A 21,106-nucleotide genomic window follows, 5' to 3' on the forward strand; every position below is an offset into this window, starting at 1 on the left:
GTGGTCTCCTCTCAGGCGGCGCGGGCGGACCGGGTCTCCCGGACCAGGTCGCCCACGCTGTCGGCGGTCAGCTCGTCGAGGGTCACCAGCTCGCCGCCCGCGGCGGCGGCGAGCGGCGCGGCGAGCCCGAGGCGGACGTGGCCCGCCTCGCAGTCGACGACGACGGTGTGCACCCCGTCCGCGGCCAGCAGCCCGGCGGCGCGGCGGGAGTCGGCGACGGGGTCCCCGCCGTCACGGGCGGCGACGGTGGCCCGCCCGTCGGTGAGCAGCACGACCAGCGGGCGGCGGCGCGGGTCGCGGCGGCGCTCGGCGTCGAGCACGGCGCGGGCCTTGAGCAGGCCACCGGCCAGCGGGGTCCGCCCGCCGGTGCGCAGCCGGGACAGGCGCTGCTGGGCGGTCGGCACCGACGACGTCGGCGGCAGCGCCAGCTCCGCCTCCCGGGCCCGGAAGGTGACCAGCCCGACCTTGTCCCGCCGCTGGTAGGCGTCGCGGAGCAGACCCAGCACGGCCCCCGAGACGGCGGTCATCCGCTTGCGCGCGGCCATCGAGCCGGACGCGTCGACGACGAACAGCACCAGGTTCCCCTCGCGGCCCTCCCGCTCGGCGCGGCGCAGGTCGTCGCGGTGGACCAGCAGGCCCGGCCCGCGGCGACCGCGCCCGGCCTGGTGCGGCGCGGCGGCGAGCACGGTCGCGGGCAGGTGCAGGTCCGCGGCACGGGTGGTCCCGGCCCCGGACGGCCGGACGATGCGACCGGCGTCGGTGCGGGCCCGCGAGCGGCGGCCCGGTGCGCCCGCGCCCAGCCCGGGGACGGTGAACTTGCGGACCGTCGCCCGGTGCAGCCGCGCGGCGTCCCCGACGACGACGGCCCGGCCGTCCCCGCCGTCGCCGCCGGTCGGGGCCTCGGCGGTCTCCGGGGCCCGGTCGTCGCCGGGCGCCGCCGGGTCGGTGGCGTCCTCCCCGCCGTCGGCGCCGTCCGAGCCGGGTGCCTCGGCGCGCTCACCGTCGCCGCGCGGGTCGCCGCCCGCGGGGGGCGTGTCCCCGGTCCCGTCGGCGTCGTCGGGCTCCTCGCCGGCGTCGGGGCCGTCCGGGCCGTCCTGCGGCTCGGCCGGGTCGTCGGGGCCGGGGCCGCCGGGGTCCGGGTCGTCGTCGGGGTCCGGGTCGTCCTCGGGGCCCAGGTGGTCCTCGGCGTCGGCGAGGGCGCGGTCCAGCTCGGCCGGGTCCAGGCCGGGCTCGTCGAACGGGTCGCGACGACGGCGGTGCGGCAGCGCGAGCCGGGCGGCGACGCGCACGTCGTCGGCGGTCACCGCGTCGCGGCCCTCCCAGGCGGCGTGCGCGGCCGCGGCCCGGGTGATGACCAGGTCGGCGCGCATGCCGTCGACGTCGAACCGGGCGCACACGAACGCGATCCGCCGCAGCTCCCGGTCGCTCACCGCGACGGAGGAGACGTGGGCCTGTGCGGCGCGGAGCCGGGCCGCGGTCGCGGTCTCGTCCGGGGCGAAGCGGGCGACGAACCCGGCCGGGTCGTCCTCGAACGCCATCCGCCGCCGGGTCACCTCGACCCGGGTGTCGACGTCGCGGCTGGCCCGCACCTCCACGGTCAGCCCGAACCGGTCGAGCAGCTGCGGGCGCAGCTCGCCCTCCTCCGGGTTCATCGTGCCGACCAGCAGGAAGCGGGCCGCGTGCGAGACGGAGACGCCGTCGCGCTCGACGTGCGCGCGGCCCATCGCGGCGGCGTCGAGCAGCAGGTCGACGAGGTGGTCGTGCAGGAGGTTGACCTCGTCGACGTAGAGCACCCCGCGGTGGGCGTCGGCGAGCAGGCCGGGCTGGTAGGCACGGCGGCCCTCGGACAGCGCCTTCTCCAGGTCGAGCGAGCCGACCAGGCGGTCCTCGGTCGCGCCGACGGGCAGCTCGACCAGCCGGGCCGGGCGACGCCCGCCCGCCGCGCCCGCCGGGTGCGGGCCGTCCGGGCAGGACGGGTCCGGCACAGCGGGGTCGCAGGCGAACCGGCAGGCGTCGACGACCTCGTGCGAGGGCAGCAGCGCGGCCAGCGCGCGCACCGCCGTGGACTTCGCGGTGCCCTTCTCCCCGCGCACCAGGACACCGCCGACACCCGGGTGCACGGCGTTGAGCAGCAGCGCCAGCCGCAGGTCGTCGTGGCCGACGACGGCGGAGAACGGGAAACGGGGAGGTCCGGCGGCGGGGGCGGTGCTCGTGCTCACGCGGGTGAGGCTGCCAGACCGGAGGTCAGCACCGGGAGGTCCGGCGGCGCACCGTGTCCGATCACATGTTCAAGTGACGACGTGTCGAGGTGGTGTTCGACCAGGTCGGCCAGCAGATCCACCTGCCGGGTGCGCTCGGCCGCGAACGACGTGTCCTGTGCCACCACGAACCCGGTCCGTCCTGCCTCTTCGGCGAGGCGGGTGAGCAGCAGCCGCCGGAAGCCGTCGTTCTCGGCGAGGCCGTGCCAGTGCGTGCCCAGGACGTGGCCGCGGTCGCTGCCCTCGTCCCCGATCAGGCCGGGGTCGCCGGAGCGCACGACGCGGCCGTGGTGGATCTCGTAGCCGGTGACGGTCTCGCCCCACGCCGTCGCGGTGGGGGTGGCGAGGTGCTTGACCGGGTCGAACGCGATCTCCAGGTCCAGCAGACCCAGCCCGGCGACGGTCGTGCCGGGAGCGGCCTCGGCGCCGTCCGGGTCGCAGACGGTGTGCCCGAGCATCTGGTAGCCGCCGCAGATCCCCAGCACCGGGCGCCCGGCCGCGGCGTGCGCGCGCACCGCGTCGGCCATCCCGGACGCCCGCAGCCAGGCCAGGTCCGACACGGTCGCCTTGGTCCCGGGCAGCACGACGACGTCGGTGTCGGCGATCCGCGACGGCTCGGTCACGTACCGCACGGCGACGCCCGGTTCGCAGGCCAGCGCCTCGGCATCGGTGGCGTTGGAGATCCGCGGGAACCGGACGACGGCGACCCGCAGCCACTGCCCGCCGCGTGGCGGGGCCGGATGCCCGAGCACCCCGTCGGCGACGGCCGAGAGCGAGTCCTCGGCGTCGAGCCAGAGGCCCTCGGCGAAGGGCAGCACGCCCAGCGTCGGCCGCCCGGTGAGCTCGCGCAGCCGGTCGAGGCCGGGTTCGAGCAGGCGGGGGTCCCCGCGGAACTTGTTGATCACGAAGCCGGCGATCAGCGCCTGGTCGGCCGGGTCGAGCACGGCGAGGGTGCCGAACAGGTGCGCGAGCACCCCGCCGCGGTCGATGTCGCCGACGACCAGCACCGGCAGGTCGTTGCGCCGGGCGAGGCCCATGTTGGCGAGGTCGGTGGCCCGCAGGTTGATCTCCGCGGGCGAGCCCGCTCCTTCGCAGACCACGACGTCGTGGCGGGCGCGCAGCCGGGCCAGGGAGTCGGCGACGACGTCGGACAGCGCCGCGGTGCGGTGCCGGTAGGACAACGCCGACACCTGGCCGTCGGCGCGGCCGCGCACCACGACCTGCGAGGTCCGGTCCCCGCCGGGCTTGAGCAGCACCGGGTTCAGGTCGACCGAGGGGGCGATGCCGCTGGCGAAGGCCTGCATCGCCTGCGCGCGGCCGATCTCGCCGCCGTCCGGGGTGACGACCGAGTTGTTGCTCATGTTCTGCGCCTTGAACGGCGCCACCGAGACGCCGCGCCGGTGCAGCCACCGGCAGATACCGGCGACGACGGCGCTCTTGCCCGCGTCCGACGTCGTCCCCGCGACGAGGACCGCTCCCTGAACCACCACGGCGGGAAGTATCGCCCCGGCGGGACCGTCCGCGGGCGCGGCTACCCTGGGCGGCGTGCGTTTCCTGCTGCGTCCCGGGTGGATCGCGTTCGTCGTTGCGGTGCTGGCCTTCGCCGTCGCCTGCTACACGCTGCTCGCGCCGTGGCAGTTCGACCGTGAGTCCGAGCGCTCGGCGCAGAGCCGGGCCATCGCCACCGCCGACGCGACCCCCGCCGTCGGGTTCGACACGCTCGTCCCGCCGGGTACGGCGATCGGCGCCGACAACCAGTGGCGTCGGGTCACCCTGGCCGGCACCTTCGACCGTGCCGCGGAGACCCTGGTCCGCCTGCGGGTCGTCGACGGCGCGCCCGCCTTCGAGGTGCTGACGCCGCTGCGACTCACCGACGGCCGGACCGTCGTGGTGAACCGGGGGTCGGTCCCGGCCGCGGACCGGGGCGCCGTGCCCGACTACGCCGCCGCGCCCGCCGGCCCGGTGACGATCGAGGGCAGGCTGCGCCTGGACGAGACCGACCCGCAGGGCCGCCCGCCGCTGATCGAGAACGGCACCCACCAGGTCTACGTGTCCGACTCCCGCTCGGTCGCCGCCGCCACCGGCCTGACCCCGGTCGAGGGCGTCGTCGTGCTGGAGGCCGGCCAGCCCGGCGTGCTGGACCCGATCCCGGTCGAGCCGGTCGGGGGCGGAGCGCCGTTCAGCAACTTCTCCTACGCCCTGCAGTGGCTGACCTTCGGCGCCGTCGCTCTGGTCGCCCTGGTCCTGTTCATCCGGCTGGAACTGTTGCAGCGCAACGGGAAGCGCGAGAAGGCGGGCAGCCTGCGGGACCAGCTCTCCGGCCGCGACGGCTTCGGCGACGAGCCCGTCCCCGCCGACCGTGCCGACGACAGCGCCCCCGGCACCACCCGCGACGCCGCCGCCGGGTCCAGTCCGGGCTCGGGCTGACCCCACGCCGCGCCGCACCCGTCGCGGGCCGCCGCCCTGCGCGGTCCCGAGGTGCCACGTGAGTGCGCGGCGCCGGGCGCTCGGCTCATCGCGCCGGAGTACCGCGCGCCGGAGCCGCTCACCGCGGGTGCAGGTCCTCTCCGCCCCTTCGCCCCGGCCGAGTTCGCTCACCCGGTAAGCGGATTCACCCGTCCGGCATGGTGGCACGTCGGCAGTGCGCCGAGCCGCCACCCTCCGGGACAGCTCTCTCCGAACTCGCTTACCTGGTAAGCGAATTCCACGATCCACCCTCACCGACCGGGTAGGCGTGGAGATCGGCCGGACTCACCGGGACCCGGGCGGCGGGCCGCCGGAGCCACCCGAACAGACCCGCTGTCGCCGGAGACAGTTCATGCGGTGAACGGATTCCGGGCGCCACGGCACCGCGGGGCGCCGGACCACCCGCGGGCCGCGCAGGCGCGCAGGGTGCTCGCCGAGGCGGGCCGGGGTGGGCAGGACAGCGCTGCCGGCGAACCCGGGGCCGGCGGGCCGCGGCGACCGGCTCAGCCGCGCCGCCGCCCCAGCACCGCCGCCGTCGCGACGGCGAGCAGCCCGGCCGCCCCGGCCACCAGCCGGGACAGCCGCGCGACGCGGTGCAGGTCGGCCACCCGGGGCGGGTGCCCGTCGCCGAGCGACGGGCGGTCCTCGGTGCCGTAGGCGTAGACCGTCGGCCCGCCCAGGCGCAGCCCGAGCGCGCCGGCGGCGCTCGCCTCGACCGGGCCGGCGTTCGGGCTGGGGTGCCCGGCGGCGTCGCGGCGCCAGGCCCGCAGCGCGGTCGCCGGCGAGCCGCCCACCAGCGGCGCGACGGCCACCGTGACCACCGCGGTGACCCGGGCCGGAGCCAGGTTGACCACGTCGTCGAGACGGGCCGAGGCCCACCCGAAGCGGGCGTGCCGGGCGGACCGGTAGCCGACCATCGCGTCGAGGGTGTTCACCGCGCGGTAGCCCAGCAGCCCCGGGATCCCGGCGACCGCGCCCCACACCAGCGGCCCGACGACGGCGTCGGAGGTGTTCTCGGCCAGCGACTCGGTCCCGGCACGGGCCATGCCGTCGGCGTCGAGCAGCTCCGGGTCGCGCGCGCACAGGTGCGGGATCCGGGCGCGGGCGGCGGCCAGGTCACCGGCGTCGAGCGACGCGGCCAGCGCGGCGCCCTCCCCCACCAGCGAGGTCCCGCCGAGCACCGCCCAGGTGGCGACGGCGGTCAGCCCGGCCCGCACGACGGGCTCGGCCCGGGCGCCCGCACGCGTCGCACCCGCACGGGTCGCGACCGCCTCGGCGAGCGACCCCGCCGCGACCGCCGACCCGACCAGGATCGCGGTGTAGGCCACCCCGGGTGCGACGGCGTCGCGGTGCATCCGGCCCTCCAGCCGGGCGGCGAGCGTGCCGAAGCCGGCGACCGGGTGACCCCGGCGCGGGTCGCCGAGCAGTGCGTCGGCGACGATCCCGGCGGCCAGCCCGGCCGCGCGGCCACGTGTTCCCATGCGCCGAACCTAGAGCGGCGCGCGCGCAGGCTGCGGGCAGGCCGGGCAGGATCATGGGCATGCGCACGGACCTCAAGCCGGACGAGATGGGCAGCGGCCCGTTCTACAAGCTCCTGACCAGCGTCGTCGTCCCCCGGCCGATCGCCTGGGTCTCCACCCGCTCGGCCGACGGCGTCGACAACCTCGCCCCGCACTCGTTCTTCACGGTGTCCTGCGTGGACCCGCCCATGATCCAGTTCACGTCGGTCGGGAAGAAGGACTCGCTGCGCAACGTGTCGCAGACCCGCGAGTTCGTCGTCTGCCTGGCGAACGAGCCGATGTTCGAGAAGATCAACGCGACCGGCACCGACTTCCCCGCCGAGATCAGCGAGTTCTCCTCGGTCGGGCTGACGGCCGAGGCGTCGTCGGTCGTCGCCCCGCCGCGGGTCGCGGAGTCACCGGTCGCGCTGGAGTGCCGGCTGCACGCCGCGATCGAGCTCGGCGACAGCACGGTGGTGATCGGCCGGGTCGTGCACGCCGCGATCGAGGAGAGCGTGTTCGTCACCGACGAGCGCGGCAACTCCCTGCCCGACATCCACCGGCTCGCCCCGCTGGCCCGACTGGGCCGCAACGAGTGGTCGCGGATGGGCGAGATCCTCGAGATCACCCGCATCCCCTACCAGCAGTGGCCGGGTCACTTCGGCGACGGGTGACCCGGCCCCCGCCGGGTCAGAGGGTGTACTCGGTGGGCGGCGTCGCGGCCGGGTCGGCGTGGATCTCGCCCTCCCGGCCGCGCAGCTCGACCCGGCGGATCTTGCCGGAGATCGTCTTCGGCAGCTCGAAGAACTCGAGCCTGCGGATCCGCTTGTAGGGCGCGAGGTTGTCGTAGGCGAACTGCAGGATCGCCTTCGCCGTCTCCTCGGTCGGCTCGTGCCCCTTGGCGAGCACCACGTAGGCCTTCGGCACGGCGAGGCGGACCGGGTCCGGGGACGGCACGACCGCGGCCTCGGCGACCGCCGGGTGTTCGATCAGCACGCTCTCCAGCTCGAACGGGCTGATCCGGTAGTCGCTGGCCTTGAACACGTCGTCGGCCCGGCCGACGTAGGTGATGTAGCCCGACTCGTCGCGGGAGCCGACGTCGCCGGTGTGGTAGTACCCGCCGGCCATGGCCTCGGCGTTGCGCTCCGGGTCGTCGGCGTAGCCCACCATCAGCCCGGTCGGGCGGTGGTCGAGGTCCAGGCAGATCTCGCCCTCGTCGGCGACCTTCCCGGTGGCCGGGTCGACCAGCGCGACGACGAACCCGGGGATCGGCCTGCCCATCGAGCCCGGCTTGACCGGCTGTCCGGGCGGGTTGCCGATCTGCACCGAGGACTCGGTCTGGCCGAACCCGTCGCGGATGCGCAGGCCCCACGCCTTCTCGACCTGCTCGATGACCTCGGGGTTGAGCGGCTCCCCCGCCCCGACGACCTTGGACGGCGGCGTCGCCAGCCCGGACAGGTCGGCCTGGATCAGCATGCGCCACACCGTCGGCGGGGCGCAGAAGCTGGTCACGCCGCAGGAGTCCAGGACCGACAGGACGGACTCGGCGTCGAACCGGGCGTAGTTCATGACGAGCACCGTCGCCTCGGCGATCCACGGCGCGAACACGTTCGACCAGGCGTGCTTGGCCCAGCCGGGCGAGGAGATGTTGAGGTGCACGTCGCCGGGCTCGAGGCCGATCCAGTACATCGTCGACAGGTGCCCGACCGGGTAGGACGTGTGGGTGTGCTCCACCAGCTTCGGCTTCGCCGTGGTGCCGGAGGTGAAGTACAGCAGCAGCGTGTCCGACGCCTTCGTGGCGCCGTCCGGGGTGAACTCGGCGGCGGCCGAGTAGGCCTCGCCGGTGTAGTCGCGCCAGCCCGCCACGGCGCCGCGGACGGCGATGCGGGTGTAGTCGCCGTCGACGTCGTCGAACTTGCCGGCGTCGTCCGCCCCGACGACGACGTGCGCCGCCCGCCCGCGGTCCACCCGGTCCTGCAGGTCGGCCGGGGTGAGCAGGGTGGTCGCGGGGATGACGACGGCGCCCAGCTTCATCGCCGCCAGCAGCGTCTCCCACAGCTCCAGCTGGTTGCCGAGCATCAGGATGATCCGGTCGCCCCGGGCGACGCCCTGCGCACGCAGCCAGTTCGCGACCCGGTTGGACCGCTCGGACAGCTCCGCCCACGTCCAGTGCGCCTGCGAGCCGTCCTGTTCGACGATCCACAGCGCCTTCCGCGCGCCCCGCTCGGGGTCGGCGGCGACGACGTCGAAGTGGTCGAGCGCGAAGTTGAACTCCTCGAGCTCCGGCCAGCGGAAGTCGCGGTAGGCCGTGTCGTAGTCCTCGCGGTGGGTCAGCAGGAAGTCGCGGGCGGCGAGGAACTTCTCCGTCGCCGGGCTGCCGGTCGCCATGGGGTGCACCTCGGTGGGCTCGTGCGGGGGGCCCGTGCCCCGGGCCCGTCGTGCGGGGCCGCCCGTGCGGCCGTACCGCGACCCTAGTCACTCCACCGGCGACCCGGCAGTGCGCGACGACCGCCGCCGGCCGGGTACCGACCGTGCGGCGCCGATCACGCGATGGTGGCGGCGAGGTCGCCCCGCCCGGGCGGGCCGGTGATCGTAAGGTGCCCGCGTGACCGTGCCGAACCTGCCGAAGGTGCCGACCCCCGACGTGTCGGTGTCCCGCCTGCGGGTGGGCCGGTACGGGCCGCGGCTGCTGCTGCGCGGCGTGCTCGTGGGGCTGGCGCTGCTGATCCTCGTGCTGCTGCTGGCCGGCTGCGGCAACGGCGAGCTGCCCGCGGCGTGGCGCACCCCGTCGCCGGTCCCGACGACGTCGCCGACCGCCACCCCGACACCGACCCCGACGCCCACGCCGACGACGACCCCCACCCCGAGCCGCACCGCCGACCCGTCCCGCACGACGCCCGGGCCCGCACCCGGGCGCGGCGGCACCGACGGCGGCGGCACCGGGCCGGGCCGCACCGGCGCCCCGGGGGCGGCCGCGGCGGCGTCGCCGATGTGGCCCGCGGGCGACGCGGCGACCGCGCGGCGGATGCAGCAGCAGTCCGACGCCGGCGGCGACCCGTGGCTGCTCGACCCGGAGGAGGTCACGATCTCCTACGTCGGCAGCGAGCTCGGCTACCGGAACCCGACCGTCACCCGCCTCGCCAACGGTGTGTACGCCGCCACCGACGGCAGGTCGGCGCAGCGCTCGACGATCCGGCTCACCCAGCCGGTCCGCTCCGGCACCGGCGGGATCTGGGTGGTCGACCGCGTCGACCGCGGCTGACCCGGACGGTCGGCACGCACCGGCACCCAGCGTCACCGGGTCCCATACCGGACGGCGTCTCTCGCCGGAACCCGGCCTCGCGTTACACCCTTTGCGCGCCTTGGGTACCGTGAGGTGAATGACAGTTGGCGCGAACGGGTGAAACCCGGCGCCGGGTGCAGCGTCCGGGCCCGTTCCGACGATGTTCCGTGTGAGGCCGTCGCGGTACCGCGGCGGTCGGGGGGTCCAGGAGAGGCGGAGCACGATGGCCAGCGAGTCGGTCCAGCAGGACGTCTTCACCGTGTTGCACGGGCAGGCGTCGCCGATCGTGAGCCGCTGGGCGTACCGCGCCTCGGACCCGTTCGCGATCTCGTTCTCGGTGCGCCGGTCCTCCGACCGCTGGATCGAGTGGCTCGTCGCCCGCGACCTCGTGATCGAGGGCCTGACCACGCCCACCGGCATCGGTGACATCCGGATGGCGCCGCGGCGCATCGACGGCTACGACGTCGTCGAGCTGGAGATCCGCTCCGACGGCGGGTCCGCCGTCCTGGAGGTCGACCGCGACCTGCTGGCCCAGTTCGTCGACTCCACGCTGGAGATCGTCGACCTCGGCGAGGAGCACGACCACCTCGACATCGACGGTGCCATCGCGCGGCTGACCGGCAGCGCGGCGGGTCCCAGCACCCCCTGAGCACCGGCTCCCACCGACGACGAGGGCCCCGGACCGCACGACGCGGTACCGGGGCCCTCGTGTCCGCCGGGTGTCCCGGCGCTCAGCCGTTCTGCTCGGCCCACTCGGGGTCGGTCGAGGCGTCCCACTCGGCGTCGGCCGCCGCCTCGTCGGCGTGGTCGGCGTCGCGGGCGAGCTGGTCGCTGACCTCCGGGTCCCCGACCGGGGACTCGTCGACCACCGGCACGATGCCCTCGTCGACGTCGTGCACGGCGGCCTCCTCGGCGCTGGCCGCGCCGCCGTCGATGCCCACGTCGGTCCCGGCGCCGTCGACGGCCGGGTCGCCCGCGGCGGAGTCGGTGGCGGCGGTCAGCCGCCCGGAGCGGCTCGGGTCGCCCTCGGGCAGCTCGTCGGGCAGCTCCCGGGCCAGCCGCGCCTCGTGCGACTCGCCCGCCTCCTGGCCCGCCGCGGTCACCGCGTTGTCCTCGACGCCGTAGGGGCGGTCCGGCGGGACGTAGCCGGAGTCCAGCGGGTCGGTGTCCGACGGACCGGTCAGCGCCTCGTCGGTGTCCAGCTGCATCGCCGACGCCATGTCCGGCGCCTCCGGCTGGAACTCGTTCTCGTCACCTGAAGCGGATGCCATCGGTTGCGGGTCTCCTCGGTGTGGCCGTGTGTCGGGCGGTGTTCAGTATCGACCGTGCGTACCCCGCGTCGCGCCGCGCCATGCGCCGGCGCCCGGACGCTACGGTCGCCGACACCGGACCCGCCGTGGCCGGTTCCCGCGCCGCACCCGTCGTACGAAGGAGCACTCCCCCGTGACCGCCGCCCCGTCCGCCCGTTCCGGTGACAGCACCCGCAGCGCCCTGCTCGCCGCGGCCGCGGACCTGTTCACCGAGCACGGCTACGACCGCACCTCGGTCCGCGCGATCGCCGACCGGGCCGGGGTGAACCAGGCGCTGCTCTTCCGCTACTTCGGCAGCAAGGACGCCCTGTTCGCCCGGGTCGCCGCCGAGCGCGCCCTCGCCGTGCTGCACGACGGCCCGCCCGAGGAGCTCCTGCCCCGCCTGCTGCGGTCGATCCTCGACGGCGGCGACGGGCCCGAGCGCGACCTGTTCGGGCCCGTCGTGCGCTCGGCCGGGACGTCGGAGGCGGCCGCAGCCGTGCGGGTGGAGCTGGCCGGGGCGTTCACCGAGGCGTTCGCGGCGCAGGCCGCCGGCGCCGCCGACCGGGCCGACGCCGAGCTGCGCGCGGAGCTGGTCCTGACCTGGCTGCTCGGGCTGAGCCTGGTCCAGCCGCTGCTGCCCGGGGGCGCGGTCGGTCGGGCCGACCCGGACACGGTGCTGGACCACGTCACGCGTGCCGCCCGCACCCTGCTGGAGGCGCCCGGGCTCAGCCGGTGAGCCGGTCCACCTCGGCGCGGAACCGCTCGCGCTGGGCCGGGGTCTCCCGGGTCCGTGACAGGTAGTGCGCCGGGCGCGGCGTGCGGTCGTGCCAGAACCGGCCGGTCCCGACCGCCGACGACGGCGCGGCCGCGAGCCACACCGCGGTGTCCGCGCCCTGGGCCGGGGTGCGCAGCACGGGACCGACGACCTTGTCGAACAGCGGCAGCGACCCGGTGACGCCCGGGGTGCGGGACCAGCCGGGGTGCAGTGCGTGCACGGTGACGTGCCGGGGCGCCAGCTCGTCGGCGAGCAGCCCGGTCAGGACGACCTGCATCCGCTTGGTGCGGGCGTAGGCCGCGGTGCCGCCGTAGTCACCGGTGCGGAACTGCAGGTCGTCGTCGCGCAGGGGCTGGGCGTACATGCCGCCCGAGGACATGATGATCACCCGGGAGTCGGCTCCGGACCGCTCGGCGCCGGCCGCGAGGGTGTCGGTGAGCAGCCGGGTCAGCAGCAGCGGTCCGAGGACGTGCACGGCCAGGGTCAGCTCGTTGCCCTCGGAGGTCTCGCTGCGCTCGGGCGGGAGCAGCCCGGCGTTGTGCACCAGCACGTCCAACGCGTCGACCTCGGTGGCGAACCGGGTCGCGAACGCGCGCACGTCGGCGAGCTCGCCCAGGTCGCAGACCTGCACCGGGAGCCGGTCGCGGGACAGGCCGGGGACCGCGGCCAGGATCCGGTCCTGCGCGGCGACGCCCTTGTCCCGGGAGCGGACGAGCAGGTGCACCGTCGCACCGAGCCGGACGAGCCCGGTCGCGATCGCCTCCCCCAGCCCGCCGCCCGCACCGGTGACGAGCGCGGTGCGCCCGGTCAGGGCGCCGCGCGGCGGGTCGGCGCGGTCACCGCTCCACCCCGGGCGCCGCAGCAGGTACCCGATCCGTGAGTAGCCGGGGACCAGGGTGCGGTCGAGGACGGTATCCAGAGCACTGCCGAGCACGGACCGATCCGACCACAGCGCCGGGCCGCCCGCGCGTCGATCAGCCCTGCAGACCCGGACCGGAGACGTAGGGGGTGCCGGGGACGTTCGCCGTCGGGAGCTTCGGGACGGCGTCGGTGACCGGGTCGGCGGTGGAGATCCGCTCCATCGCGCCGCAGCTGGACAGCGAGTACGACAGCGGGTTCACCGGCGGGGCGGTGGCCTTGTCGAAGCCGTGCTCGACCTTGCGGATCGACATGGTGCCGCCGGTCAGCTTGTACATGTTCCCCGACGGGTTGGGCGCCTCCAGGGTGCCGTTGCCGTTCTCGTCGACCTCCCACTCGCCGACGGTCTGGCCGCCGGGCAGCGGGTTGGTGCCGTCGAGGATGCAGGGGTTGTTGTTGGTGGCGCTGGAGGTCGCGCCGTAGAAGAACGACACGTAGCGGGCGTCCGGGTCCATGCCGGTCGCGGTGCCGGAGACGGTGTCCTCATCCACGGTGGCGGTCCCGGCCACGCCGTCGGTGTTCTTCGACGCCAGGTCGACCTGCGTGGGCCCGGTGCTCGGGCCGCCGACGACCCCGGCCACGTCCGGCAGGCCGCCGAGACCCGAGTAGTCGGGCAAGCCCGCCGTGCGCGCGACGCCGGACAGGTCCGGCAGCGGGCCGTCCCTGCCGGTCAGCGGGGTGGTGTCGGGCAGGCCCGCGATCTCGTTGAGGCCCTCCAGCGGTCCGCCCGCGGTGAGGCCGGGGACGTCCGGCAGCTCGTCGGTGCTGCCGTCGGTGACGCCGGGGACCGACGGCAGCTCCGGCACGACGTCGCCGAGGCCGGTGAGGGTGTCGGTCGGGCCGGCCAGCGGGCTGTTGCCGGTGTCGGTGCCGACGACGGTGCCCGCGGTGCCCACCGCGGTGTCGATCAGCGAGCCGGCCTGCCCGGCGCCGGGCACCGAGGCACTGGCGTCGGACAGGGTCTGCGCCGGGTCGGGCAGCGACGTCAGGGGCTTCGTGGAGGTGTTCAGGTCGACGCCCTTGCCGAGGCCGCCCGTGAGGTCGCCGAGACCGGGGACCGCGTCGAGCGGACCGGTCGACGGGGCGGCTGAGTCCTTCGTGCCGGACGGGGCGGCGGAGTCCTTCGTGCCGGACGAGCCGGCGGAGTCCGTCGAACCGGACGAGCCGGCGGAGGTCCGGTCCGACCCCTCGGAGTCCTGGTCCGACGTCCCGGAGCCCTTCTCCGACTTCCCGGAGGCCTCACCCGACTTCCCCGAGCCCGTGTCCGACTTCCGGGAGCCCTTGTCCGACGTGTCGCGGCCCGGGCCGTCGTCGGCCGAGGAACCCGAGGAGCCCGATCCCGAGGAGCCCGATCCCAGCACCGAGCCGACGACGTCCGCGCCGGTCACCAGGTCACCCAGGCCCCCGGAGGAGGAGCCCGGGGAGTCCGAGCACGACCCGCCGACCGGGGTGGTGCCGTCCGGGCAGTCCGCCGAGGCACCCGACGAGTCGTCGTCGGAGCCCGTCCCGGCGAACGCCGTCCCGGCCGTCCCCCCGGAGGTCAGCAGCAGCGCGGCGAGCGCGGCGGGGGCGGCGACCCGGCGCGCGGTGCCCGTGGAGGGAGCGGCGTGCCTGCGCCGCCCGCGGAGGGACCGGCCGGCGGCCACCGCCGCGGCGACGCCGGTCGAACGGTGGCCGGTCCGGGTGTGCTTGCCCATCTCGAGCGGTCCTTCCGCCTCGCCGCGGGCGAGGGTGCTGGGGAGCGGTGGAGGACGGCGCGGGCACCGGCGTGGCCGGGGTGCGGGGGCACCCCTGGGGAGCGGCCGGATCGTGCCGGGTCACCCGGCTCGTCCGGTTCGGGACGTTACGAAACGGTGACCCGCCGAGGTTGCTTTCCTGAGAGGGCATCGGCGACCCGGGCGATCACGGGTCGGCCCCGGACGCCGAGTGACGGGTCGGCTGGACCGAACGGCTCAACGATCTACGACGAACACGCTCCGTGCTCTCAGGATCGCGGGAGGCCCCGTCCGTTCAACGAGCGGGCGGCGCCGGAGTGACGGGTCGTCGCAGATCCGCCACCGTTCGTACGTCCCGGCGCGTGGCCGCCACCCGGACGGGGAACTAGCCGAGGCGCTCGCGGACGGCGTCGAGGTTGCGTTCCATCCCGGTCCGCCACTCCCGCAGCCGGCCCTCGACGATCCGCTCCTCCTTGTCCGGCCACCGCTCGATCGCCTGCGTGAGACCCGACGGCCCGGGGCCCATCCGGGCCCACTGGCGCAGCGCGGTGCCGTCGCCGTCGGGGGTGAGCTCGAACCGCCACACGGCGGCCTCCCCGCCCTCGGCGTCGGCCTCGACGGTCCACTCGAACAGCCGACCCGGCTCCCAGCCGGTCACGGTGGACACCGTGCTCCAGCCGCCGCGGGCCTCGTGGTGGTGGTGCCCGCGCAGCTTCGCCCCGGGGCCCGGGACGTCGCCGTCGAGCCACTCGGCGCGCTGCATCTCGGTCGACACCCGGGCCAGGAACTCCGGGTCGGTCACCAGCTCCCACACCGCCTCGGGCGGTGCGGCGACCCGGGCGGTGGCCTCGGTGGTGGGTCCGTCGGCGTAGCGCATGCGACCTCCTCGTCGTCGGGCCGCGGCGGGTCAGCGCTCGTCGGCACCCCGGCGCAGCAGGTAGGTGTCCATGATCCACCCCTTGTTCTCCCGGGCCTCGGCCCGGACCTTCAGGATCTCCTCGGTCACCTCGACGAGCGGCCCGGCGACGAGCAGCTCGTCGGGCGTGCCCAGGTAGGCGCCCCAGTAGATGTGCAGCTCACGGCGCTGCTCGTCGGGCAGCGTGGCGAAGGCGGTGCGGCCGTCGAGCATCACGACGACGTCGTCGACGTCGGTGGGCATCCCCTCGGCGATCCGGCGCCCGGTGGTGATCAGGACGGGGCGCCCGACCCGGTTGAGGATCAGCCGGTGGGCGGCGGCGAGGGCGGCGACGCTGGAGATCCCGGCGACCGACTCGACCGACCACTGCTCCCCCGCGCCGTCGAGGACCCGGTCGAGCAGGCGCAGCGTCCCGTCGTAGAGCGAGGGGTCGCCCCAGACCAGGAAGGCGCCGGTCTGCCCGTCGGCCAGCTCGGCGTCGAGCATCTCGCGGTAGAGCCGGGCACGGCGGTCCTGCCAGTCGACGACGACGTCGCGGTAGCGCTCGTCGTCGCGCTCGACCTCGGTGCCGCGGTCCCGGCCCACCTCGGGCGCGGTGACCAGCCGGTACCCGCCGTCCGGGCGGTGCCGCCGCAGGAGCTCGGTGCGCATGGCCAGCAGGTCGTCCTGCGACCCCCCGCCGTCGAGCCCCTTGTCGATGACGAAGACGACGTCGGCCCGTTGCAGGGCGCGGACCGCCTGGAGGGTGAGGTGGTCGGGGTCACCGGCCCCGATCCCGATCACGAGAACCGTGCGCACCGGAGTGACCGTAATGGACCCCGGGTGCTCCCCGGCACTCCCCCGATCGGCAGGTGCCCCCCGCCCGATGTCGCCCGATGCGCGCAGCGTCCGACCCCGTCACGCGACGTCGTCACTCGGTAGTGTCATGGTGACCGGCGAGCCCCGACCGGGTCACCGGCCGACCGCCGACGACCGACCCCGCAGCGCCACCCCGGGAGGCCACGTCACCGTGCCCACCAGCGAGAGCAGCAGCAGGACCCTGACGATCGGACACCTCGTCGAGTCGCTCGACGACCGCGGCGTCGCCGCCGCGCTCGGTGACCTCGCCGCCGCGGCCCCGGACGCCGGGTTCCGGGTGGTGGTCGTCGCGCTGGCCCCGTCCGGGCACTCCGACGTCGCCGAACGCATGGCCCGCGCCGGGGCGCCACCGGTCGAGCTGAACGTCGCGCCGTGGGATCCGCGTGCCGTGGTGAAGGTGCTCGCCGCGTTCCGGGAGCACGGTGTGGACCTGGTGCACACCCACGGCGCCCGGCCCGACGTCGTGGGCTCGGCCGCCGCGGCCCGGCTGCGGGTGCCCGCGGTGTCCACGCTGCACCACATCCACGAGCACCCCGCCGACCGCGGCGACCAGCTCCGGCGGACCGCGAAGACGTTGGCGCGCAAACGGTTCATGACCCGCACGATCGCGACGTCGGCCCTGCAGCGCGACTGGTACCGCCGCGCCGCCGGGTCCACCGAGGGCCTGTCGGTGATCCCGGACGGCGCCGCCGACCCGGGCGAGGGCACACCCGAGGAGCGCGAGCGCCTGCGGCGCGGGCTCGGCGTGGACGACCACGAGGTCGTCGCCGTCTCGGTCGCGCCGATGCGCCGCGGCCAGGGGCAGGACATGCTGCTCGACGCCGTCGCCGGGATCGGTCCGGACGAGCCGCTCACCGTGGTGCTCGGCGGCGACGGGCCGCTGCGGCCGTGGCTGGAGTCGCGCGTCGCCGCCGACGAGGCCCTGTCCGGCCGGGTGGCGTTCCGCCGCAGCACCGACCCGGTCGCGCTGCTCCGCGCCGCCGACGTGCAGCTGCACACGACCCGGCACGACACGATGCCCCGCATGCTGCTGCTCGGCCACGGCACCGGGACCCCGGCGGTCGCGACGCGGGTCGGCGGGATCCCGGAGATCGTGACCCGCGAGACCGGCCTGCTCGCCCCGGCCGACTCCACCCGGATCGCCGACGAGCTGGTGCGGCTCACCCGCGACGCCGAGCTGCGCGCCCGGCTCGGGGCCGGGGCCCGGCGGCGGTTCCTCGACCGGTTCGCGGCGGCGCCCTGGGCGGCCCGGCTCGGCGACGTCTACCGCAGCGCGGCCGGGGTGGCGGGCGCACCCGCTCCCGCCGAGCTGGACACGCCGGAGCCGGTGGGCCGGGGCTGAGCCGGGCCGGCTGCGGCGGTCCCCGCCGGCCCGGCTCAGTGCGGGACGGGCGCGGGCCGGTCGGCGACCGGGTTCTCCAGGGTCCCGACGCCGTCGATCGCGACGGTGACCCGGTCCCCCGCGGTCATCGGCCCGACCCCGCCGGGGCTGCCGGTGAGCACGACGTCGCCGGGCTGCAGCGTGATCCAGCGGGTCACGTGGGCGAGGATCCGCGCCACGTCGAAGATCATCGCCCCGGTGTCTGACTCCTGGACGGTGCGGCCGTTCAGCCTGGTCCGCAGCCCCCACGGCCCCGCGCCCGGCTCGGTCTCGATCCACGGCCCGAGCGGGCAGAAGGTGTCCGCGCTCTTCGCCCGCGCCCACTGCCCGTCGGCGCGGTAGTCGTGCGCGGTGACGTCGTTGGCGCAGGTCAGGCCGAGCACGTGCGACCAGGCGGTGCGTTCGTCCAGGTCACGGGCCCGGCGACCGATCACCACCGCGAGCTCGCCCTCGTACTCCAGCCGCTCCACCCCGGCCGGGCGCAGCACCGGCTCCCCCGGCCCGACGACGGCGTTGGGCGCCTTGAGGAACAGCGCGGGCCGCTCCGGGCGGGGGCGCCCCTTCTCGGCGAGCTGGCAGGGGTAGTTGCTCCCGACGCACACGATGGTGCGGGGGTCGCAGGGGGCGAGCAGGACGACCTCGGCGAGCCGCCCGGCGACCGCCCCCGGCCCGGACGGGCCCAGCTCGCGGACGACGTCGCCGTCGCCGCCGGTCTCGACCCGCCCCGTGCGGGGGCCGTGGCCGGAGTCGTAGCGGACCAGTCTCATCCGCTCACACCGTCCCGGCCGGGCCGAGTGCCTCGCGCACCAGCTCCAGCGGGTGCCAGGCGGTGCGCCCGGCGCCGTGGAAGATCTGCTGGCGGCAGGAGACGCCGGTCGCGGCGACCAGGGTGTCGGCGGGCTCGGCGTCGATCGCCGGGAGCAGTCGGTCCCGCCCGACCTCCATCGAGGTCGCGTAGTGCTCGGCCTCGAAGCCGAACGAGCCCGCCATCCCGCAGCAGCCGGAGTCGATCTCGGAGACCTCCAGCCCGGGGATGCGGCGCAGCAGCGCGAGCGTCGCCGCGGTCCCGACCTCGGCCTTCTGGTGGCAGTGCCCGTGGTAGACCACGCGCCGTCCGCTCAGCGCCGACCGCTCGGGCAGGACCAGGCGGCCGTCGTCGAGGGCCTCGACGAGCAGCTCCTCGACCTGGCGGACCCGCTCGCCCACCGACCGGGCCTCGGCGCTGTCCGGGAGCAGGGCGAGGGTCTCGTCGCGCAGGGTGAACACGCACGACGGCTCGCAGCCGACGATCGGCGCGTCGGCCGGGGTGTCCCGGGCGAGCGAGGTGACCAGGCCGGTCGCCTTGCGGCGGGCGTCGTCGAGCAGTCCCTTGGACAGGCTGGACCGGCCGCAGCAGCCGCCGCCGGCCAGCTCGACCCGCCACCCGGCCCGTTCCAGCAGGCCGATCGCGGCCCGCCCGATGTGCGGCTCGGTGAAGGTGGTGAACGAGTCGGCCAGCCACACGACGGTTCCGGCCGGTGCCCCGGCCCGCGCGGGGTCACGGCGCCGGTACCACCGCACCAGGTTGTCCCGGTCGAAGCGCGGCAGCGGGCGGCGCGCGGTGATCCCGACGGTCCGTTCGGCGAGCCGGCGCAGCGCCCCGACCCGGCCGGGCAGGTTGGACAGCGGCGCGGTCGCCGACCCGAGCCGGTTCAGCGTGCGGATCGCGCCGAACAGCCGCGAGCGCAGCGGCGTGCCGTGCACCGCGTGCTGCTGGTGGAGCGCCTCGGCCTTGAGCGAGGCCATGTCCACGCCCATCGGGCACTCGCTCTTGCAGGCCTTGCACATGAGGCACAGGTCGAGGATCTCGTGCAGCCGCCCGTCGGCGAGCCCGGCGGCCGGGTCCGGTTCGGACAGCGCCTTGACCAGCGCGTTCGCCCGGCCGCGCGTGGAGTGCTCCTCCTCGAGGGTGACCTGGTAGGACGGGCACATCACCCCGGCCGTGGTCTTGCGGCACAGGCCGATGTTCATGCAACGGTCGGCGGCGTCGCGCATCCCGGTCGCGCCGGGGCCGCCGATCACCTCGAACGACAGCGCCGTGGTCAGCCGCGGGGCGGGCGGCAGCGCGTCGCGGTCGCGCAGGTTCTCGGTCATCGACGGGGCGTCGACGATCTTGCCGGGGTTCATGACGTTCCCAGGGTCGAACAGGGCCTTCACCCGGCGCATCGCCTCGTACAGCTCGTCGCCGAAGATCTCGCGGTTGAACTCCGAGCGCGCCAGGCCGTCGCCGTGCTCGGAGGAGTTCACGCCGCCGTACTCGGCGACCAGGTCCTTGATCCGCTCCGCGACCCGGCGCATCGTGGCGACCTGGGCCGGGTCGGTGAGGTCGACGAACGGGCGGATGTGCAGGCAGCCGACCGAGCAGTGGCCGTAGAACCCCGCCTCGAGGCGGTTCTCGTCGAGGATCTCCTTGAACCGCGCGGTGTACTCGGCCAGGTGCTCGGGGGCCACCGCGGTGTCCTCGACGAAGGCCAGCGGGCGCCGGGTGCCCTCCCCCGCCGCCATGAGCAGCCCGAGGCTGGACTTGCGGACCTTGAGCAGCGCGGCCTGCTCGGCGGGGGTGACCAGCTCCAGGGTGTGGTACCCGTGGCCGTGGCGCTCCCAGAGCGCGGCCAGCGCGCGCAGCTTCGCCACCAGCCCGGCCTCGTCGTCGCCGGAGAACGAGACGAACAGCAGCGCGGCCGGGTCACCGACGAGGTGGTTGCCCAGGTCGGCGTACTCGATCTTGCGGCGGGACAGGTCGAGGATGGTCTTGTCCATCATCTCGACCTGGTGCGGATCGCAGCTCAGCGCGTCGGCGGTGGCGGAGATGGCGCCGTGCACGGTGTCGAAGTGGCCGACGGCGTAGACCGTCCGCGCGGGCTTGGGCACCAGGTCGACGACGGCGCGGGTCGCCAGCACCAGCGTGCCCTCGGCGCCGACGACGAACTTCGCCAGGTCGAACGTCCCGGACTCCGCGAAGCCCGAGAGCCGGTCCAGCCGGTAGCCGCAGGCCCGGCGCCAGAAGAACGGCATGCCCGCGGCGATCGCGTCCTCGTTCTCGGTGACCAGCGCGGGGAGCTCGCGGTAGAGGGCGCCCTCCAGGGTGTCCGCGGCGGCGCGACGGCGGCGCTCGTCGGCGTCGACGGGTTCCAGCCGGGCGGTGGAGCCGTCGGACAGCACAACGTCGAGCGCGCGGACGTGGTCGATCGTCATCCCGAAGGTCAGCGACCCGCTGCCCGCGGAGTTGTTGCCGATCATCCCGCCGATCGTGGCCCGGTTGCTCGTGGAGGTGTCCGGGCCGAACATCAGCCCGTGCGCGGCCGCGGCCCGGTTGAGCTGGTCCTGCACCACCCCCGCCTCGACGACGGCGGTGCGCGCCACCGGGTCGAGCTCGACGATCCGGTTGAGGTGCCGGGACAGGTCGAGCACGAGCCCCGGTCCGACGGTCTGGCCGGCCAGGCTGGTGCCGGCACCGCGCGGGACGACCGGCACGCCGAACTCGGCCGCGGTGCGCACGGCCGCGGCCACGTCGTCGTGGGCACGGGGGAAGACCACTCCGAGCGGGGTGATCGCGTACATGCTCGCGTCGCGGGAGAACAGGTGGCGGCTGTAGTCGTCGAAGGCGACCTCGCCGGTCACCCGCGACCGGAGCGTCTCCTCCAGACCCGGGACGGCGGTGGTGGCGGTGGCGGGACGGGTCAGCTCGGCGGTCATGGGGTGGCGT

Annotated in this window: 17 protein-coding genes; 6 read left to right on the plus strand and 11 right to left on the minus strand. The window is 75.7% G+C overall.

The window, feature by feature from the left end:
• Nucleotides 1–11: 11 nt before the first annotated feature.
• Together DMP17_RS36520 and DMP17_RS36525 are read right to left on the minus strand one after the other, a co-directional pair.
• Complete coding sequence (locus DMP17_RS36520) at nucleotides 12–2,219, minus strand: putative cobaltochelatase (RefSeq protein WP_337831916.1); 2,208 nt, start codon at nucleotides 2,217–2,219, stop codon at nucleotides 12–14.
• The gene (locus tag DMP17_RS36525; protein ID WP_337832786.1) at nucleotides 2,216–3,745 is read right to left on the minus strand and encodes a cobyric acid synthase; all 1,530 of its coding nucleotides are present in this window, start codon (nucleotides 3,743–3,745) and stop codon (nucleotides 2,216–2,218) included. Before DMP17_RS36525 ends, DMP17_RS36520 begins: the two co-directional genes overlap by 4 nt.
• Nucleotides 3,746–3,803: 58 nt before the next feature.
• Between DMP17_RS36525 and DMP17_RS36530 the strand changes: the two genes are divergently transcribed.
• Nucleotides 3,804–4,685, plus strand: a complete 882-nt coding sequence (locus DMP17_RS36530; RefSeq protein ID WP_337831917.1) for an SURF1 family cytochrome oxidase biogenesis protein — start codon at nucleotides 3,804–3,806, stop codon at nucleotides 4,683–4,685.
• A gap of 542 nt (nucleotides 4,686–5,227) precedes the next feature.
• Here DMP17_RS36530 and DMP17_RS36535 read toward each other — a convergent pair.
• Complete coding sequence (locus DMP17_RS36535; RefSeq protein ID WP_337831918.1) at nucleotides 5,228–6,205, minus strand: cobalamin biosynthesis protein; 978 nt, start codon at nucleotides 6,203–6,205, stop codon at nucleotides 5,228–5,230.
• 59 nt (nucleotides 6,206–6,264) lie between these two features.
• Here DMP17_RS36535 and DMP17_RS36540 point away from each other — a divergent pair, with 59 nt between their 5' ends.
• Nucleotides 6,265–6,897 carry a flavin reductase family protein gene (locus DMP17_RS36540; protein WP_226357855.1) on the plus strand — a complete coding sequence of 211 codons (633 nt, stop codon included), beginning with the start codon at nucleotides 6,265–6,267 and terminating at the stop codon, nucleotides 6,895–6,897.
• A 16-nt stretch (nucleotides 6,898–6,913) separates the two neighbouring features.
• On the opposite strand, the gene DMP17_RS36545 is transcribed toward DMP17_RS36540, so the two are convergent.
• A complete protein-coding gene (locus tag DMP17_RS36545) occupies nucleotides 6,914–8,611 on the minus strand; it encodes an AMP-binding protein (protein ID WP_226357856.1) in 1,698 nt (565 codons plus the stop codon).
• A gap of 217 nt (nucleotides 8,612–8,828) precedes the next feature.
• On the opposite strand from DMP17_RS36545, the gene DMP17_RS36550 reads away from it, so the two are divergent.
• Both DMP17_RS36550 and DMP17_RS36555 read left to right on the plus strand, forming a co-directional pair.
• Nucleotides 8,829–9,485 carry a hypothetical protein gene (locus DMP17_RS36550; protein WP_226357857.1) on the plus strand — a complete coding sequence of 219 codons (657 nt, stop codon included), beginning with the start codon at nucleotides 8,829–8,831 and terminating at the stop codon, nucleotides 9,483–9,485.
• Between the two features lie 244 nt (nucleotides 9,486–9,729).
• The gene (locus DMP17_RS36555) at nucleotides 9,730–10,155 is read left to right on the plus strand and encodes an SsgA family sporulation/cell division regulator (protein WP_337831919.1); all 426 of its coding nucleotides are present in this window, start codon (nucleotides 9,730–9,732) and stop codon (nucleotides 10,153–10,155) included.
• Between the two features lie 82 nt (nucleotides 10,156–10,237).
• Here DMP17_RS36555 and DMP17_RS36560 read toward each other — a convergent pair whose 3' ends face one another.
• The gene (locus DMP17_RS36560) at nucleotides 10,238–10,777 is read right to left on the minus strand and encodes a DUF5709 domain-containing protein (RefSeq protein ID WP_337831920.1); all 540 of its coding nucleotides are present in this window, start codon (nucleotides 10,775–10,777) and stop codon (nucleotides 10,238–10,240) included.
• A 172-nt stretch (nucleotides 10,778–10,949) separates the two neighbouring features.
• On the opposite strand from DMP17_RS36560, the gene DMP17_RS36565 reads away from it, so the two are divergent.
• Complete coding sequence (locus DMP17_RS36565) at nucleotides 10,950–11,534, plus strand: TetR/AcrR family transcriptional regulator (RefSeq protein WP_226366276.1); 585 nt, start codon at nucleotides 10,950–10,952, stop codon at nucleotides 11,532–11,534.
• Here DMP17_RS36565 and DMP17_RS36570 read toward each other — a convergent pair.
• From DMP17_RS36570 to cobF, 4 genes are all read right to left on the minus strand, one after another.
• Nucleotides 11,524–12,507 carry an SDR family NAD(P)-dependent oxidoreductase gene (locus tag DMP17_RS36570; protein ID WP_337831921.1) on the minus strand — a complete coding sequence of 328 codons (984 nt, stop codon included), beginning with the start codon at nucleotides 12,505–12,507 and terminating at the stop codon, nucleotides 11,524–11,526. The genes DMP17_RS36565 and DMP17_RS36570 overlap by 11 nt on opposite strands.
• A gap of 40 nt (nucleotides 12,508–12,547) precedes the next feature.
• Nucleotides 12,548–14,188 (minus strand): hypothetical protein, encoded by a 1,641-nt coding sequence (locus DMP17_RS36575; protein ID WP_337831922.1) that lies wholly within the window; start codon nucleotides 14,186–14,188, stop codon nucleotides 12,548–12,550.
• Nucleotides 14,189–14,591: 403 nt separating this feature from the next.
• Nucleotides 14,592–15,083 (minus strand): SRPBCC family protein, encoded by a 492-nt coding sequence (locus tag DMP17_RS36580; RefSeq protein WP_226357863.1) that lies wholly within the window; start codon nucleotides 15,081–15,083, stop codon nucleotides 14,592–14,594.
• A 30-nt stretch (nucleotides 15,084–15,113) separates the two neighbouring features.
• Complete coding sequence (gene cobF, locus DMP17_RS36585; RefSeq protein WP_226366280.1) at nucleotides 15,114–15,920, minus strand: precorrin-6A synthase (deacetylating); 807 nt, start codon at nucleotides 15,918–15,920, stop codon at nucleotides 15,114–15,116.
• Nucleotides 15,921–16,131: 211 nt separating this feature from the next.
• Between cobF and DMP17_RS36590 the strand changes: the two genes are divergently transcribed.
• Nucleotides 16,132–17,322 carry a glycosyltransferase family 4 protein gene (locus DMP17_RS36590; RefSeq protein ID WP_226366281.1) on the plus strand — a complete coding sequence of 397 codons (1,191 nt, stop codon included), beginning with the start codon at nucleotides 16,132–16,134 and terminating at the stop codon, nucleotides 17,320–17,322.
• Nucleotides 17,323–17,357: 35 nt separating this feature from the next.
• Here DMP17_RS36590 and DMP17_RS36595 read toward each other — a convergent pair whose 3' ends face one another.
• The gene (locus tag DMP17_RS36595) at nucleotides 17,358–18,128 is read right to left on the minus strand and encodes a fumarylacetoacetate hydrolase family protein (protein ID WP_337831923.1); all 771 of its coding nucleotides are present in this window, start codon (nucleotides 18,126–18,128) and stop codon (nucleotides 17,358–17,360) included.
• Between the two features lie 4 nt (nucleotides 18,129–18,132).
• The gene (locus DMP17_RS36600) at nucleotides 18,133–21,096 is read right to left on the minus strand and encodes an FAD-binding and (Fe-S)-binding domain-containing protein (protein WP_337831924.1); all 2,964 of its coding nucleotides are present in this window, start codon (nucleotides 21,094–21,096) and stop codon (nucleotides 18,133–18,135) included.
• Nucleotides 21,097–21,106: the final 10 nt, after the last annotated feature.

Source organism: Pseudonocardia sp. TMWB2A (assembly GCF_017312135.1).

Bases quoted from the DNA above. Each gene is read 5' to 3' on its own strand.
- DMP17_RS36600 (WP_337831924.1), bottom strand. From the start codon at position 21,096: ATGACCGCCGAGCTGACCCGTCCCGCCACCGCCACCACCGCCGTCCCG.
- DMP17_RS36540 (WP_226357855.1), top strand. From the start codon at position 6,265: ATGCGCACGGACCTCAAGCCGGACGAGATGGGCAGCGGCCCGTTCTAC.
- DMP17_RS36595 (WP_337831923.1), bottom strand. From the start codon at position 18,128: ATGAGACTGGTCCGCTACGACTCCGGCCACGGCCCCCGCACGGGGCGG.
- DMP17_RS36545 (WP_226357856.1), bottom strand. From the start codon at position 8,611: ATGGCGACCGGCAGCCCGGCGACGGAGAAGTTCCTCGCCGCCCGCGAC.
- DMP17_RS36560 (WP_337831920.1), bottom strand. From the start codon at position 10,777: ATGGCATCCGCTTCAGGTGACGAGAACGAGTTCCAGCCGGAGGCGCCG.
- DMP17_RS36555 (WP_337831919.1), top strand. From the start codon at position 9,730: ATGGCCAGCGAGTCGGTCCAGCAGGACGTCTTCACCGTGTTGCACGGG.
- DMP17_RS36535 (WP_337831918.1), bottom strand. From the start codon at position 6,205: ATGGGAACACGTGGCCGCGCGGCCGGGCTGGCCGCCGGGATCGTCGCC.
- DMP17_RS36580 (WP_226357863.1), bottom strand. From the start codon at position 15,083: ATGCGCTACGCCGACGGACCCACCACCGAGGCCACCGCCCGGGTCGCC.
- DMP17_RS36575 (WP_337831922.1), bottom strand. From the start codon at position 14,188: ATGGGCAAGCACACCCGGACCGGCCACCGTTCGACCGGCGTCGCCGCG.